Source organism: Modestobacter roseus (genome assembly GCF_007994135.1).
Taxonomy (GTDB): Bacteria; Actinomycetota; Actinomycetes; order Mycobacteriales; family Geodermatophilaceae; genus Modestobacter; species Modestobacter roseus.
Genome location: NZ_VLKF01000001.1, coordinates 1,000,312 through 1,013,636 on the forward strand (window position 1 = coordinate 1,000,312; position 13,325 = coordinate 1,013,636).

15 protein-coding genes and 4 tRNA genes are annotated in these 13,325 nt (G+C 74.1%); 14 read left to right on the forward strand and 5 right to left on the reverse strand.

All coding sequences use genetic code 11. The annotated features are described in order from the left end of the window. Nucleotides 1–71 precede the first annotated feature (71 nt). On the forward strand, nt 72–1,559 hold the full coding sequence (rpsA, locus tag JD78_RS04750; RefSeq protein ID WP_166520983.1) for a 30S ribosomal protein S1: 1,488 nt from the start codon (nt 72–74) through the stop codon (nt 1,557–1,559). 629 nt (nt 1,560–2,188) lie between these two features. Here the strand turns inward: rpsA and JD78_RS04755 are convergent. Then, the gene (locus tag JD78_RS04755; protein ID WP_153362488.1) at nt 2,189–2,443 is read right to left on the reverse strand and encodes a hypothetical protein; all 255 of its coding nucleotides are present in this window, start codon (nt 2,441–2,443) and stop codon (nt 2,189–2,191) included. Nucleotides 2,444–2,608: 165 nt separating this feature from the next. Here JD78_RS04755 and coaE point away from each other — a divergent pair, with 165 nt between their 5' ends. Further along, the gene (coaE, locus tag JD78_RS04760; RefSeq protein ID WP_153362489.1) at nt 2,609–3,205 is read left to right on the forward strand and encodes a dephospho-CoA kinase; all 597 of its coding nucleotides are present in this window, start codon (nt 2,609–2,611) and stop codon (nt 3,203–3,205) included. 104 nt (nt 3,206–3,309) lie between these two features. After that, nucleotides 3,310–3,798 (forward strand): VOC family protein, encoded by a 489-nt coding sequence (locus JD78_RS04765; RefSeq protein ID WP_153362490.1) that lies wholly within the window; start codon nt 3,310–3,312, stop codon nt 3,796–3,798. A gap of 72 nt (nt 3,799–3,870) precedes the next feature. On the opposite strand, the gene JD78_RS04770 is transcribed toward JD78_RS04765, so the two are convergent. The 4 genes from JD78_RS04770 to JD78_RS04785 form a co-directional block, all read right to left on the reverse strand. Next, nucleotides 3,871–3,945 (reverse strand) — tRNA-Val (locus JD78_RS04770). Between the two features lie 57 nt (nt 3,946–4,002). Beyond that, nucleotides 4,003–4,073, reverse strand: a tRNA-Cys gene (locus JD78_RS04775). A gap of 42 nt (nt 4,074–4,115) precedes the next feature. Continuing rightward, nucleotides 4,116–4,187, reverse strand: a tRNA-Gly gene (locus JD78_RS04780). A 136-nt stretch (nt 4,188–4,323) separates the two neighbouring features. Further along, a complete protein-coding gene (locus JD78_RS04785) occupies nt 4,324–4,884 on the reverse strand; it encodes an SsgA family sporulation/cell division regulator (protein WP_153362491.1) in 561 nt (186 codons plus the stop codon). Nucleotides 4,885–5,048: 164 nt separating this feature from the next. Here JD78_RS04785 and JD78_RS04790 point away from each other — a divergent pair, with 164 nt between their 5' ends. The 11 genes from JD78_RS04790 to pgsA all read left to right on the forward strand — a co-directional run bounded on the left by JD78_RS04790 (nt 5,049) and on the right by pgsA (nt 13,288). Then, nucleotides 5,049–5,672 carry a sigma-70 family RNA polymerase sigma factor gene (locus tag JD78_RS04790; protein ID WP_228395450.1) on the forward strand — a complete coding sequence of 208 codons (624 nt, stop codon included), beginning with the start codon at nt 5,049–5,051 and terminating at the stop codon, nt 5,670–5,672. Next, entirely contained in the window at nt 5,672–6,571 is a 900-nt protein-coding gene (locus tag JD78_RS04795) for an anti-sigma factor domain-containing protein (protein ID WP_153362493.1), read from the forward strand. Before JD78_RS04790 ends, JD78_RS04795 begins: the two co-directional genes overlap by 1 nt. A gap of 98 nt (nt 6,572–6,669) precedes the next feature. Beyond that, nucleotides 6,670–7,104: a TIGR02611 family protein gene (locus JD78_RS04800; protein WP_228395451.1), complete on the forward strand. Its 435-nt coding sequence runs from the start codon at nt 6,670–6,672 to the stop codon at nt 7,102–7,104. Nucleotides 7,105–7,129: 25 nt separating this feature from the next. Continuing rightward, nucleotides 7,130–7,201, forward strand: a tRNA-Val gene (locus tag JD78_RS04805). Nucleotides 7,202–7,281: 80 nt separating this feature from the next. Then, nucleotides 7,282–7,752 carry a hypothetical protein gene (locus JD78_RS04810; protein ID WP_166520984.1) on the forward strand — a complete coding sequence of 157 codons (471 nt, stop codon included), beginning with the start codon at nt 7,282–7,284 and terminating at the stop codon, nt 7,750–7,752. Between the two features lie 35 nt (nt 7,753–7,787). Further along, the gene (locus JD78_RS04815; protein ID WP_166520985.1) at nt 7,788–8,165 is read left to right on the forward strand and encodes an HNH endonuclease; all 378 of its coding nucleotides are present in this window, start codon (nt 7,788–7,790) and stop codon (nt 8,163–8,165) included. Between the two features lie 11 nt (nt 8,166–8,176). Beyond that, nucleotides 8,177–8,731 carry an MOSC N-terminal beta barrel domain-containing protein gene (locus JD78_RS04820; RefSeq protein ID WP_166520986.1) on the forward strand — a complete coding sequence of 185 codons (555 nt, stop codon included), beginning with the start codon at nt 8,177–8,179 and terminating at the stop codon, nt 8,729–8,731. A gap of 50 nt (nt 8,732–8,781) precedes the next feature. Then, nucleotides 8,782–9,909, forward strand: a complete 1,128-nt coding sequence (locus JD78_RS04825; protein WP_166520987.1) for a CapA family protein — start codon at nt 8,782–8,784, stop codon at nt 9,907–9,909. Nucleotides 9,910–9,986: 77 nt separating this feature from the next. Next, nucleotides 9,987–12,041 carry a threonine--tRNA ligase gene (gene thrS / locus JD78_RS04830; protein WP_153360701.1) on the forward strand — a complete coding sequence of 685 codons (2,055 nt, stop codon included), beginning with the start codon at nt 9,987–9,989 and terminating at the stop codon, nt 12,039–12,041. Next, nucleotides 12,038–12,622, forward strand: a complete 585-nt coding sequence (locus tag JD78_RS04835; protein ID WP_153360702.1) for an HIT family protein — start codon at nt 12,038–12,040, stop codon at nt 12,620–12,622. Before thrS ends, JD78_RS04835 begins: the two co-directional genes overlap by 4 nt. Then, a complete protein-coding gene (gene pgsA, locus JD78_RS04840; protein WP_153360703.1) occupies nt 12,623–13,288 on the forward strand; it encodes a phosphatidylinositol phosphate synthase in 666 nt (221 codons plus the stop codon). It abuts the gene before it with no gap. Nucleotides 13,289–13,325 lie beyond the last annotated feature (37 nt).

Consider the following 13,325-nt stretch of genomic DNA (forward strand, 5'->3'; position numbering starts at 1 on the left):
CACTTCTCCCGTGGCCCCTCGGTCGCGGGTTCCCTGTCCCTACGCACCCCCCGTCCGGAGCACTCGACCACATGACCTCCACCCAGGTCCGTCCCGACAGCACCCCCCAGATCGCGGTCAACGACATCGGCACCGCCGAGGACTTCCTCGCTGCGATCGACCAGACCATCAAGTACTTCAACGACGGCGACATCGTCGAAGGCGTGATCGTCAAGGTCGACCGGGACGAGGTGCTGCTGGACATCGGCTACAAGACCGAGGGCGTCATCCCCTCGCGCGAGCTGTCCATCAAGCACGACGTCGACCCGACTGAGGTCGTCAACGTCGGCGACGAGGTGGAAGCCCTCGTCCTCCAGAAGGAGGACAAGGAAGGCCGCCTCATCCTGTCCAAGAAGCGTGCGCAGTACGAGCGCGCCTGGGGCACGATCGAGGCGAAGAAGGAAGCCGACGAGGTCGTCACCGGCACCGTCATCGAGGTCGTCAAGGGCGGCCTGATCCTCGACATCGGCCTGCGCGGGTTCCTCCCCGCCTCGCTGGTCGAGATGCGTCGCGTCCGCGACCTGCAGCCCTACGTGGGCCGTGAGCTCGAGGCCAAGATCATCGAGCTGGACAAGAACCGCAACAACGTGGTCCTGTCCCGCCGTCAGTGGCTGGAGCAGACCCAGTCCGAGGTCCGCAGCGAGTTCCTCAACAAGCTCGCCAAGGGTCAGGTCCGCACGGGCGTCGTCTCCTCGATCGTCAACTTCGGTGCGTTCGTGGACCTGGGCGGCGTCGACGGCCTGGTGCACGTCTCCGAGCTGTCCTGGAAGCACATCGACCACCCGTCCGAGGTCGTCGAGGTCGGCCAGGAGGTCACCGTCGAGGTCCTCGACGTCGACCTGGACCGGGAGCGGGTCTCGCTGTCGCTGAAGGCGACGCAGGAGGACCCGTGGCGTCAGTTCGCCCGGACCCACCAGATCGGCCAGGTCGTCCCCGGCAAGGTCACCAAGCTGGTGCCCTTCGGTGCGTTCGTCCGCGTCGACGAGGGCATCGAGGGCCTGGTCCACATCTCCGAGCTGGCCGAGCGCCACGTGGAGATCCCGGAGCAGGTCGTGCAGGTCGGCGACGAGATCCTGGTCAAGGTCATCGACATCGACCTGGACCGCCGCCGCATCTCGCTGTCGCTGAAGCAGGCCAACGAGGGCGTCGTCGGCGACGAGGACCAGTTCGACCCGGCCGCCTACGGCATGGCCGCGTCCTACGACGAGCAGGGCAACTACATCTACCCGGAGGGCTTCGACCCGGAGACCGGCGAGTGGCTCGAGGGCTACGACGAGGCCCGCGAGACCTGGGAGAAGCAGTACGCCGACGCCCAGGCCCGGTTCGAGGCGCACCGCAAGCAGATCGCCGCGGCGAAGGAGGCCGACGCCGAGGCCGCTGCCGGTGGCAGCTACTCCAGCGCCGCCGAGCCCGAGGGTGACGACACCGTCTCCACCGGTGGTGGCGGCGGCGGTGGCGGCACCCTCGCCTCCGACGAGGCCCTGGCCGCGCTGCGCGCCAAGCTCGCCGGCGGGGAGTGACCTCGCAGCTTAAGTCGAGCAGCACCTGAACAGTGCGCCGTCCACCCTCCGGGGTGGGCGGCGCACTGTCTATCTCCCGCTGGGCCGGACAGCTGAGGGTCGCGCGATCGAGCGACGGAACGGCTCGGCCCGGATGGGGTACGGCACGTGGCCGCGGTGCGGGTGTCCGGTCGTGAGGAGTGGGGCCCGGAGGGTCCCGGGATCGAGCGACGGAACGGCTCGGCCCGGGTGGGGTACGGCACGTGGCCGCGGTGCGGGTGTCCGGTCGTGAGGAGTGGGGCCCGGAGGGTCCCGGGATCGAGCGACGGAACGGCTCGGCCCGGGTGGGGTACGGCACGTGGCCGCGGTGTGGGTGTCCGGTCGTGAGGAGTGGGGCCCGGAGGGTCCCGGGATCGAGCGACGGAACGGCTCGGCCCGGGTGGGGTACGGCACGTGGCCGCGGTGCGGTCCGGAGGACCGCCATGTGACACGACGGCCCCGCCGACCGGTGCGGTCGGCGGGGCCGTCGTGGGTGGGCGTGTGGGCCGGTGTCCGGTCGTCCCTGACCGGATCAGCGCGAGGTCTGCCGTGACCTGGCTGCCGTGAGCCGCACGCCGAGCGGCGGGGAGCCGCTCAGGGTCGGGGAGGTGTCAGAGGCTGAGGATGATCGCGAACGCGGTGCGGGGGCGTCCGCCGGCGTTGGCCAGGAAGTCCCAGGTGTGGCGGCCGGAGGTGACGGTGGGCATCAGGGCCCGCAGGAAGGACGACGTCCGGCGCTGCGGCAGGCGCTCGCGGACGCCGGGCAGTTCGGAGCAACGGACCCCACCGGGGACGTCGATCCGGTGACGGCCACGGCGGGCGGTGCCGCGGGCCGACTGCGTGCCGTCGAGCGTGCTGCGGGACATGGTCACTGCCTCTCTGCTGTGGCGGGGGAAGTCCACCGGGACGAAAGGTAAGCCCTGTGACTGCTGTGACTCGTGTGGCGCGCCGGGCGGGCGCTCCTGTGATCTGGCTGTGACCTCACCGGTGCACGCGGCCGGGCCCGGCGTGGCCGGGCTTAGGGTCGCCGTGTGCTGAGGATCGGGTTGACCGGTGGCATCGGGTCGGGGAAGAGCACGGTGGCCGCGCTGCTCGCCGAGCGTGGGGCACGGGTGGTCGACGCCGACCGGCTGGCCCGCGAGGTGGTAGCCCCGGGGACGACGGGCCTCGCCGAGGTGGTCGCCGCCTTCGGGGACGGTGTGCTCGCGGCCGACGGCTCGCTCGACCGGCCCGCGCTCGCCGCGATCGTGTTCCGGGACCCCGCGGCACGGGCCCGGCTGGACGGCATCGTGCACCCGCTCGTGCGCGCCCGGGCCGCCGAGCTGGTCGCTGCGGCCCCGCCGGACGCCGTGGTGGTCCAGGACGTCCCCCTGCTGGTCGAGACCGGTCAGGCGGGCTCCTACGACCTCGTGCTGGTCGTCGAGGCGCCGCTGGAGACGCGGGTGTCCCGGCTGGTCGACCGGGGGCTCGTCGAGGACGACGCCCGCGCGCGGATCGCCAGCCAGGCCACCGACGAACAGCGGCGGGCGGTGGCCGACGTCGTGCTGGCCAACGACGGGGACCGGGCCGGGCTGGCCGCTCAGGTCGACCGCTTCTGGACCGAACGGGTGGCGCCCGCGCCGCGCTGATCTCCCGACGGCCGCCGCCGGTGCGATGACTTCCGATGTCCGGGCCGGTCCCCTCTCCCGTCACCCCGAGCGGGCGCGGGCCCGCCACCCCGAGAGGACGCGCCATGGCCCAGAAGATCGTCCCCAGCCTCTGGTTCGACATGCAGGCCGAGGAGGCGGCGCTCTACTACATCGACGTGTTCGGGGACGGGCGCATCGTGTCCACCGCCCGGTATCCGGAGGGCGCGCCCGGCCCGGCCGGTGAGGTGATGAGCGTGGAGTTCGAGGTGGCCGGCATGCGGCTGGACGGGATCAACGGCGGGCCGCAGTTCCCGTTCACCGAGGCCGTCTCCCTGCAGGTGAAGTGCGCCGACCAGGCCGAGGTCGACCGGCTGTGGGACCGGTTCGTCGGCGACGGGGGAGAGGAGGGCCAGTGCGGTTGGCTGAAGGACCGCTACGGGCTGAGTTGGCAGATCATCCCGGAGGGCGTGGACGAGGTCTTCGCCGATCCGGATCCCGCGCGTGCCCAGCGGGCCGTGCAGGCGATGCTCGGCATGACCAGGCTGGACGTCGCGGCGCTGCGCGCTGCGGCCGACGGCGTGCCGGTCGGCTGACCGTCGCGGCCGGTCGTCGCACCCGTGAACGCGGAGAGGCCCCCAGGTCAGTGACCTGGGGGCCTCTCCGGCTGGTGGGCGATACTGGGATCGAACCAGTGACCTCTTCCGTGTCAGGGAAGCGCTCTACCGCTGAGCCAATCGCCCGTTCCGGCCCGCTGGCCGGATCCGCCTCCCCCGTCGACACACCACAGGGTGGCGCCGAGGTGGAGACGGGATTTGAACCCGTGTAGACGGCTTTGCAGGCCGTTGCCTCGCCTCTCGGCCACTCCACCGCACGCCGGGCGCCGGTCTACGACCAGCGCCCGGGAGTTCCGAGCGGACGACGGGATTCGAACCCGCGACCCTCACCTTGGCAAGGTGATGCTCTACCACTGAGCCACGTCCGCTTGCTCGTTGCGTACTGCGCTGTGCAACGGGAAGAACTCTAACCGATGCCCTCCGGGCCTCCAAACCCGGGGGGTACCCAGGGTGTCGGGGAGGGGTGTCCGCCCAGGTCAGCCGCCTGCGGTGGCCCGCCGGACGTCAGAGCGCGGTGGGGTTGTCGGTGCCGCCGCGGAGCAGTTCGGACAGCTCCTCGTCGACCGACGTCGCGTCGCTCTCCGTGCCGACGGGCACCAGCAGCTCGCTCTCCCGCAGGAAGTCGCCGACGACGCTGGCCGACAGCTCGAACAGCGCCTCGCCGGAGGGCGCCCGCAGCTGCAGGAAGAGCACGTCCAGCCCGCCACGGGCCGGCCACAGGCGGACGTCGCCGTCACCGGCCGGGGTGCTGAGGCCCGCGCGGAGCAGGTCGCGGCTGAGCAGCCACTCGACGCCGTCGTCCTCCGCCTCGTCCAGCAGGTCCTCGTGGGCGAGGTCGGCGTCGAGGAGACCGCCGTCGACGAGGTCGCTGCCGGGCAGCTCCTCGGCGAGGGCGTCGGCGAGGGCGTCGGCCGGGTCGTCCCCGCCGTCGCCGAACCGGATCCGGACGGCGAAGGGGTCGGTGGAGTCGTAGACCAGCGCGGCCGGCACCGCCGTCCAGGACTGCGGGCCGACCAGGTGGAGGGTCGTTCGAGCAGTGCAGCCGGACCTCGGGAAGCGCGCCATGTCCTTCACAACGACCAACCGTGGGGGAGGTGACGCCCCGCTGCGGCGTGTCGCACCCCAGCCGTCCCAGCTGTCACACCGGCCCCGCCGCCCACCCGGTCGGGTGGCTCCCGGGGGAGTGGTGAACCGATCGGTCGGGAACAGGCGAACCCCCCCGTGTGACGATGGTCCTCGTGAGCCGACCGCTGCGCCGCCCCGAGGACGGCGCGGCCGACCGCCAGCTGCTCGCACGGATCGCCGCGGGTGACCGGACGGCGGTCGACGACCTGTACGAGCGGTTCCGGCGGCCGGCGTTCGCCCTGGCCCGCCGGGTGGTCGCCGACGACGTCCTCGCCGAGGACGTGCTGCAGGACGTGTTCCTCGCCGTCTGGCGGGACCCGGGTGCCTTCGACGGCAGCCGCGGCACGGTCGCCTCGTGGCTGCTGGCGATGGTCCACCACAAGGCGGTCGACGCCGTGCGCCGCGAGGAGTCCCACCGCCGGCGGCAGGCCCGGGCGGAGGACGAGCTGGCCCTCGCCGCACCGGTCGCGGTCTCCGACGTCGCCGACGAGGCGGCCGACCGGGTCGCCGCGGCCACGGTCCGCAGCGCGCTGCAGGCGCTGCCGGACTCCCAGCGCGAGGCGCTCACGCTGGCCTACTACGGCGGCTACACCCAGCGGGAGGTGGCCGCCCTCACCGGCGCACCGCTGGGCACGGTCAAGACGCGCATGCTCGCGGGCATGCGCCGGCTCAAGGACGCGCTCGGTACCGGGGTGCCCGGCGAGACGCCCGCAGACGGGACCGCTTGATGACCATCCACGGGACGTCGGAGCCCGCTCCCGGCGAGGACCACCGGGCCTGGGACGAGCTGGCCGTCGGCTGGGCGGTGCACGCCCTGGAGCCGGAGGACGAGGACCGGTTCAGCGCGCACCTGCCCGGGTGCGGGCGCTGCGCTGCGACGGTCGCGGACACCCAGCAGGTGATGGGGGCGCTCGCCGCCGACCTGCCCGCCGCCGAGCCCTCCGACGCCCTGCGCGACCGGCTGCGGGCCGCGGTGGAGGAGACCGAGCAGGTGCGCCGCGCCGACCCGGCCCCTGCCCGGCAGTCGGCTCCGCCGGCCGGCCCGCCGGCCGGCCCGCCGGTCCCCGCGGCTGCCCGGACCGGTGGGCGCGACCTCGACCTGGTGGTGCCCCGGCGCGGGGGTGACCCCGACCTGCGGCCCGCCTGGCGGCGGGTGCTGCCCACGGCGCTGGTCGCCGCGGCCGTCGCGGCGGTGCTGGCCCTGGGGGCGTGGAACGTCCTCCTGGCCGGCGACCGGGACGCCGCCCGCGCGGTGGCCGCCCAGCGGTCCCAGGTTCTGGACGAGCTGCTGGTCCCCGGTCGGGCCACGATCGCCCCGCTCACCGAGGAGGACGGCCGGCAGGTGGCCACCGTCGTCGCCCGGGACGGCCAGGTGCAGGTGCTCTCGACCGGCCTGGCACCCAACGACCCCACCGACACGACCTACGTCGTCTGGGGGGTGGCCGGCGACACCCCGGTCGCGATCGGGGAGTTCGACGTGGAGACCCCACAGATGGAGCTGCAGGTCGTAGGCTCTGCCGCGACCGGGCTGGACGAGTACGGCACCTACGCCATCAGCATCGAGCCCGGCCGGCAGGCTCCGTCGGAACCCACGGAGATCGTCGCGAACGGGCAGGTGACGAGCTGAGCGGTCAGGAGACGGTCACGGCGCCGGGGGAGCACCTCCCGCGCCGCACGGCGTCGTCCGGTGGTGACGTCGCCCCCGACGAGGACCAGCGCGAGCGGGTGGCCGAGCGGCGGGAACGGTTCGCCGACGACGGCGTGCACAGCCTGCGCGAGCGCGTCGCGGAGAGCGGCTGGCGCCGTCGGATCGCCGCACGGCGGTCCCTCGACGCGCCGTACCGGGTGGGCGTGGGCGTCGTCGGTGGGCTGGTGGTCGCGGTGGGGATCGTCACCATCCCGCTGCCCGGGCCGGGCTGGCTGACCGTGATCGCCGGGCTCTTCGTGCTCGCCTCGGAGTTCACCTGGGCCGAGCGGCTGCTGGAGTTCACCCGCCGCCACGTGAACAGCTGGACCGACTGGCTCGCGCGCCAGGCGCTGTGGGTACGGCTGGCGGTCGCCGCGCTGACGGCGGCGTTCGTGGTGGCCGTCCTGGTCGTGACGCTGCACCTGATGGGCGTTCCGGACTGGGTCCCGGGGTGGGTGCCGCTCTGGCGCTGAGCGTCTGGCAGAATCATCGACGTCCGGGCGATTGGCTCAGTGGTAGAGCGCTTCGTTCACACCGAAGAGGTCACTGGTTCGAACCCAGTATCGCCCACCGGATGCGGCCCCCGACCTGATCAGGTCGGGGGCCGTTCGCGTTCTGGTGCACGTCGGACCGGGTGGCAGCATGGCCGGGTGACCTTGGACGACGCGCCGCAGTTCCCCCTGCCCGGCTGGCCCGGACCCGACCGCTACACCCTCCGCGCCATGGCCGAGCTGGACGTGGCAGTGGGGGCCGGCGGCGTCGTCCTGGACGCCGCCCATGCCGTGGTCAGCGACCTGGCCGGCGCCGTGTTCGGGCGTGCCTGGCGGAGCTGGCTCACCGAGGCGCTGGCGGCTGAGGGCGAGCCGGACCTGCGCGGGCTGGTCGAGGACGAGGAGCTGCTGGGCCGGGTCCTCGACCGCCTGCACGACCGGATGCGAGCCGCCGCCGAGGGCGACGAGGAGGCCCCGCCGGTGCCCAGCGGCGAGCTGGTGTGGACCGCGACCAGCCCGCAGCACACCCGGCGCCGCTTCCACCGGGCGGCGCAGGTGCACCGGCGGGCGGTGGCCATGCTGCAGCCGCGGCGCCCGGACGTCGCGGGGGAGCGGGCCCGCCGCCGCTGACGGCGCCGGCCGCCGATCGCGGGGACCATGGTGGCGTGCAACCCGATCGCGCCGCCCGGCTGGCCGGGGCGCTGGTGCGTGACGGCGGAACCTGCATCTGGTGCGGGCGCGCCTTCACCGGCCTGGTCCGGCCCACCACCGAGCACCTGGTGCCCCGGGTGAAGGGCGGCCCGTCGTGGGCGGAGAACGAGGTGGCTGCCTGCGGCCGGTGCAACGGCGCCCGCGGGCACGCCGGGCCGGTCGACTGGCTCGCCGAGTGCCGCCGGCGGGGCTGGGAGCCGGACGAGGAGCGGCTCGCCCGCGTCCTCGGCTCACTGGCCGCGGCGATCGCCCGTCGCGGCGGGCAGCGCCGGGCGCGGCCCTACCTGGACGCCCAGCTGCGCCGGCTGCGCCGTCGCGGGCTGGCCGCGTAACGTCCGCGGGCATGGGTGAGGTCGTCGGCAGCGTCGGTCAGGTGTCGGTCTACCCGGTGAAGTCCCTCGGCGGCCGCACCGTGGCCGAGGCGGAGATCGACGCGGCCGGCCTGCGCGGTGACCGCGCCTGGGCGGTGGTCGACGCCGACACCGGTGAGCGCGTCACGGTGAAGACCACGCCGCAGCTGCGCGAGGTCGTCGCCACCGGGGACGCCGAGGCGGACACCGTCACGCTGACCGGGGTGCTGGGCCGGCCGGTGCGGCTGGCGGCGTCCGCGGCCGGTCCCCAGGTCGACGCCGCCGCGGTGCACCTGGTCTCCCGGGAGTCGATCGACCGCGCCGAGGCCGGTGACGTGCCCGAGGGCTGCTCGGCCGACGACCCGCGGGCCAACCTGCTGCTGCACCTGCCCGCCGGCGACGAGCGCAGCTGGGTGGGCCGGCGGGTGCGGGTCGGGGAGGCCGTGCTGGACGTCGTCCGCACCCCGAAGCACTGCCTCGGCGTGTACGCAGAGGTGGTCACGCCCGGGCGGGTCGCCGCGGGTGACCCGGTGGAGCTGCTGGGCTGAGCTGCGCGTCGGCGCCGGTGCCGGCGCGGTCCGTGGCTAGGGTCGGGTACGTGCGGAGCGGTCGGGGAACGGTGCTGGTCGCGCTCGCGGTGCTGCTGGTCGGCTGCGGTGCCGACGAGCCCGCACCGGCCGCGGCGCCGTCCAGCTCGCCGTCGTCCGCTGCTCCTGCGGCCCCCAGCACGACCGCCCCCGCGCCGGACTCCTTCTCGCTGGTCGCCACCGGGGACGTGCTGGTGCACCAGGGCCGCGCGCTCACCCGGGGCGCGCAGCAGCCGGACGGCTCCTGGGACTTCGCCCCGGTCTTCGCCCCGATCGCCCCGGTCATCGAGCAGGCCGACCTGGCGATCTGCCACCTGGAGACCCCGGTGGCCCCGGTCGGCGGCCCCTACTCCGGCTACCCGGCCTTCGCTGCTCAGCCCGAGATCGTCGACGCCCTGGCCGGCGCGGGGTACGACCTGTGCTCCACCGCCTCCAACCACTCGCTGGACGCCGGGTTCGCCGGGCTGGTCCGCACGCTGGACACCCTCGACGCCGCCGGCATCGCGCACACCGGCACCCACCGCAGCGCGGGGGAGCCGCCCACGGTCGTCGACGTCGCAGGCGTGCGGGTGGGGCACGTGGCCACCACGTTCTCGCTGAACGGGGTGCCGCTGCCGGCCGACGCGCCCTTCGCCGTCGACACCTTCGCCGTGCCCGACGTCAGCGGGGTGCTGGCCGACGCGGCGGCCGCGCGGGCGGCGGGTGCCGAGGTCGTGGTGGCCAGCGTGCACTGCTGCGCCGAGTACGACCACGAGCCGACCGCGGCCCAGGAGCAGGCGGTGCGCACCCTGCTCGCCTCACCCGACGTCGACCTGGTGCTCGGCCACCACGCGCACGTCGTCCAGCCGTTCGAGGAGGTCGACGGCGAGTGGGCGGCCTACGGCCTGGGCAACCACCTCGCCGAGCACGCCACCCGGGGGTACGACACCGAGGACTCGGTGATCGCCCGGTTCACCTTCACCCGCGGCGACGACGGCCGGTTCGCCGTCACGCAGGCCGAGGCGGTGCCGGTGCGCATCGAGGTGGGCGCCGACGCGGTCACCCTGGTGCCCGCCGACCCGGTCAGCGCCGACCGGATCACCGCGGTGCTCGACGCCCGCGGCGCCGTCGCCGACGGCCTCCGGGTCGTCACCGGGTGACCCGGCCGGGGCCGGGCGCGCACTACTCTCAGGGTCCCGGCCACCCGGCCGGACCGCGCCGACCCCCAGGAGCCAGAGTGTCCGCCCCGCCCTCCCCGACCGCCGTCACCCCGATCCGGGTCCCGGCCGGGACGACGGCGCTGCAGGCGCTCAAGGACGCCGGGGTGCCGCTCAAGGGCGCGGACGCCGCCGTCGTCGTCCGGGACCTGTCCACCGGTGAGCTCAAGGACCTGGCCTGGACCCCGGCGGCCGACGCCGAGGTCGAGCCGGTGCCCGCCTCCAGCGCCGACGGCCGGGCGGTCATCCGGCACTCCACCGCCCACGTGCTGGCCCAGGCGGTGCAGGACCTCTTCCCGGGCACCCGGCTGGGCATCGGCCCGCCGGTGGACAACGGCTTCTACTACGACTTCGACCCCGAGCGGCCGTTCACCCCCGAGGACCTGCAGGCGCTGGAGAAGCGCATGCAGGCGATCGTCAAGCAGGGGCAGCACTTCAGCCGCCGGGAGATCGGCGACGACGAGGCCCGGACCGAGCTGGCGCACGAGCCGTTCAAGCTCGAGCTCATCGGCCTCAAGGGCGGGGCTGGTCAGGACGGTGCGGACGAGGCAGCCGAGGGCGCCGACGTCGAGGTGGGCGGCGCGCAGCTGACCATGTACGACAACCTCGACCCGCGCACCGGCGACCGGCTGTGGACCGACCTGTGCCGTGGTCCCCACCTCCCGCGCACCTCGACCATCCCGGCCTTCGCGCTCACCCGCAGCGCCGCCGCCTACTGGCGGGGGAGCGAGAAGAACCCGCAGCTGCAGCGGGTGTACGGCACCGCCTGGGAGAGCAAGGACGCGCTCAAGGCGTACCAGGAGCAGGTGGCCGAGGCCGAGCGCCGTGACCACCGGCGCCTGGGCGTCGAGCTGGACCTGTTCAGCTTCCCCGACGAGATCGGCTCCGGCCTGGTCGTCTTCCACCCCAAGGGCGGGGTGGTGAAGCGGGAGATGGAGGACTACGTCCGCCGCCGGCACATCGAGGAGGGGTTCGACTACGTCGGCACCCCGCACATCAGCAAGGCCCAGCTGTTCGAGACCTCCGGCCACCTGCCGTACTACGCCGACACCATGTTCCCGCCGATGGAGCTGGAGAACAGCGAGTACTACCTCAAGGCCATGAACTGCCCGATGCACAACCTGATCTTCCGGTCGCGCGGGCGGTCCTACCGGGAGCTGCCGCTGCGGTTCTTCGAGTTCGGCTCGGTCTACCGGTACGAGAAGTCCGGTGTGGTGCACGGCCTGACCCGGGTGCGCGGCCTCACCCAGGACGACTCGCACAGCTACGTCACCCCCGAGCAGGCGCCCGGGGAGATCCGGCACCTGCTGGCGTTCGTGCTCGGGCTGCTGCGTGACTTCGGCCTGGACGACTACTACCTGGAGCTGTCCACCCGCGGCGAGTCGGAGAAGTTCATCGGCTCCGACGAGGAGTGGGCCGTCGCGACCGCGGTGCTGGAGGAGGCGGCGCGGGAGACCGGGCTGGAGCTGGTGCCCGACCCCGGAGGCGCCGCGTTCTACGGCCCGAAGATCTCGGTGCAGGCCCGGGATGCCATCGGTCGCACCTGGCAGATGTCGACCATCCAGTACGACTTCAACCAGCCGGCCCGCTTCGGCCTGGAGTTCAGCGCCGCCGACGGCACCCGGCAGCAGCCGGTGATGATCCACTCGGCCAAGTTCGGGTCGATCGAGCGGTTCTTCGGCGTGCTGACCGAGCACTACGCCGGCGCCTTCCCGGCCTGGCTGGCGCCGGTCCAGGTGGTCGGCATCCCGATCACCGACGAGCAGGTGCCCTACCTCACCGACGTCGCCCGGCAGCTGCGCGCCCGGGGCATCCGGGTGGAGGTCGACGACTCCGACGACCGGATGCAGAAGAAGATCCGCACCGCCAGCAAGCAGAAGGTGCCCTTCGTCCTCATCGCCGGGGCCACCGACGCCGAGGCCGGCGCGGTCTCCTTCCGCTACCGCGACGGCTCGCAGCGCAACGGGGTGCCGGTCGCCGAGGCCGTGGAGCAGGTCGCGGCCTGGATCAGCGCCCGGACCAACACCGACCCGACGGCGGCCGAGCCCGCCGGCGAACCGGTGGCCGCCGGATGACCGACGCCCGGGAGGAGCTGCGGATCCCCGTCGTCAACGACGACGGGGGGCCCTCGGCGGGGTTCGAGCACCTGTGGACGCCGTACCGGATGGCCTACATCCGCGGGGAGAACAAGCCGGTCACCGACGCGGCCGACGACTGCCCGTTCGACCGGATCCCCGGCCTGGACGACGCCGACGGGCTCGTCGTCGCCCGGGGGGAGACCGTCTACGCGGTGCTCAACCTGTACCCCTACAACGCCGGCCACCTGATGGTCGTGCCCTACCGGCACGTGCCGGACTACACCGACCTCACGCCCGCGGAGGTCGCCGAGCTGGGCGCCTTCACCCAGACGGCGATGCGCGTGGTCCGGGCGGTCAGCGGCGCGCACGGCTTCAACGTGGGGATGAACCAGGGCTCGATCGCCGGCGCCGGCATCGCCGACCACCTGCACCAGCACGTCGTCCCGCGCTGGGGCGGGGACACCAACTTCATGCCGGTGATCGGGCTGACCCGGGTCCTGCCGCAGGTGCTCACCGAGACCCGCCGGCTGCTCGCCGACGCCTGGCCGTCGGCGGGTCGCGCCGAGACGGGGGCCTGAGTGCTCGGGGTCAACCTGCGCCCGGCCGTCGCCCGGTTCTGGGCGCCGGTGGTGCGCGGGCTGCTGCGGGTCGGGGTGACCGCCGACGCCGTCACCGCCACGGGCACGGTCGGCGCGGTCGCCGCCGCGGTCTTCCTCATCGGCAACGGCTGGCTGTTCTGGGGTGCGGCGACCGTCACCGTCTTCGTGCTGCTCGACATGCTCGACGGCGCGCTGGCCCGGGCCCGTGGTGGCGGGTCGGTGTTCGGTGCGGTGCTGGACTCCACCGGCGACCGCGCGGCCGACGCCGCCATCTTCGCCGGCCTGGCCTGGTGGTTCTCCGGCGAGGGCGACAACCGGCTGCTGGTGCTCCTCGCGCTGATCTGCCTGGTGCTGGGCGTCCTCACCTCCTACGTGAAGGCCCGGGCCGAGGGCGTCGGCCTGACCTGCGACGTCGGGATCGTCGAGCGCACCGAGCGGCTGATCCTGGTCCTCGTGGGCACCGGCTTCACCGGCCTGGGCATCCCGTACGCGCTGCACGTCGCGCTGTGGGCGCTGCTGGCCGGCAGCGCGGTCACCGTGGCGCAGCGGTTCGCCGAGGTGCACCGCCAGTCCCGCGGCCGGGCCCTGCCGCCGGCTCCCTCCTCGGCGCCGGACGCGACCTCGGCCGCCGACCCGGCGCCGTGAGCCCCGGCCGGGGCCCGGGCGCCCTGAGCCGGGACCG

Coding starts and splice junctions, on each gene's coding strand:
- rpsA (WP_166520983.1), top strand. CDS start 72: ATGACCTCCACCCAGGTCCGTCCCGACAGCACCCCCCAGATCGCGGTC.
- JD78_RS04755 (WP_153362488.1), bottom strand. CDS start 2,443: ATGTCCCGCAGCACGCTCGACGGCACGCAGTCGGCCCGCGGCACCGCC.
- JD78_RS04765 (WP_153362490.1), top strand. CDS start 3,310: ATGGCCCAGAAGATCGTCCCCAGCCTCTGGTTCGACATGCAGGCCGAG.
- JD78_RS04785 (WP_153362491.1), bottom strand. CDS start 4,884: ATGGCGCGCTTCCCGAGGTCCGGCTGCACTGCTCGAACGACCCTCCAC.
- JD78_RS04790 (WP_228395450.1), top strand. CDS start 5,049: ATGGTCCTCGTGAGCCGACCGCTGCGCCGCCCCGAGGACGGCGCGGCC.
- JD78_RS04795 (WP_153362493.1), top strand. CDS start 5,672: ATGACCATCCACGGGACGTCGGAGCCCGCTCCCGGCGAGGACCACCGG.
- JD78_RS04820 (WP_166520986.1), top strand. CDS start 8,177: ATGGGTGAGGTCGTCGGCAGCGTCGGTCAGGTGTCGGTCTACCCGGTG.
- JD78_RS04835 (WP_153360702.1), top strand. CDS start 12,038: ATGACCGACGCCCGGGAGGAGCTGCGGATCCCCGTCGTCAACGACGAC.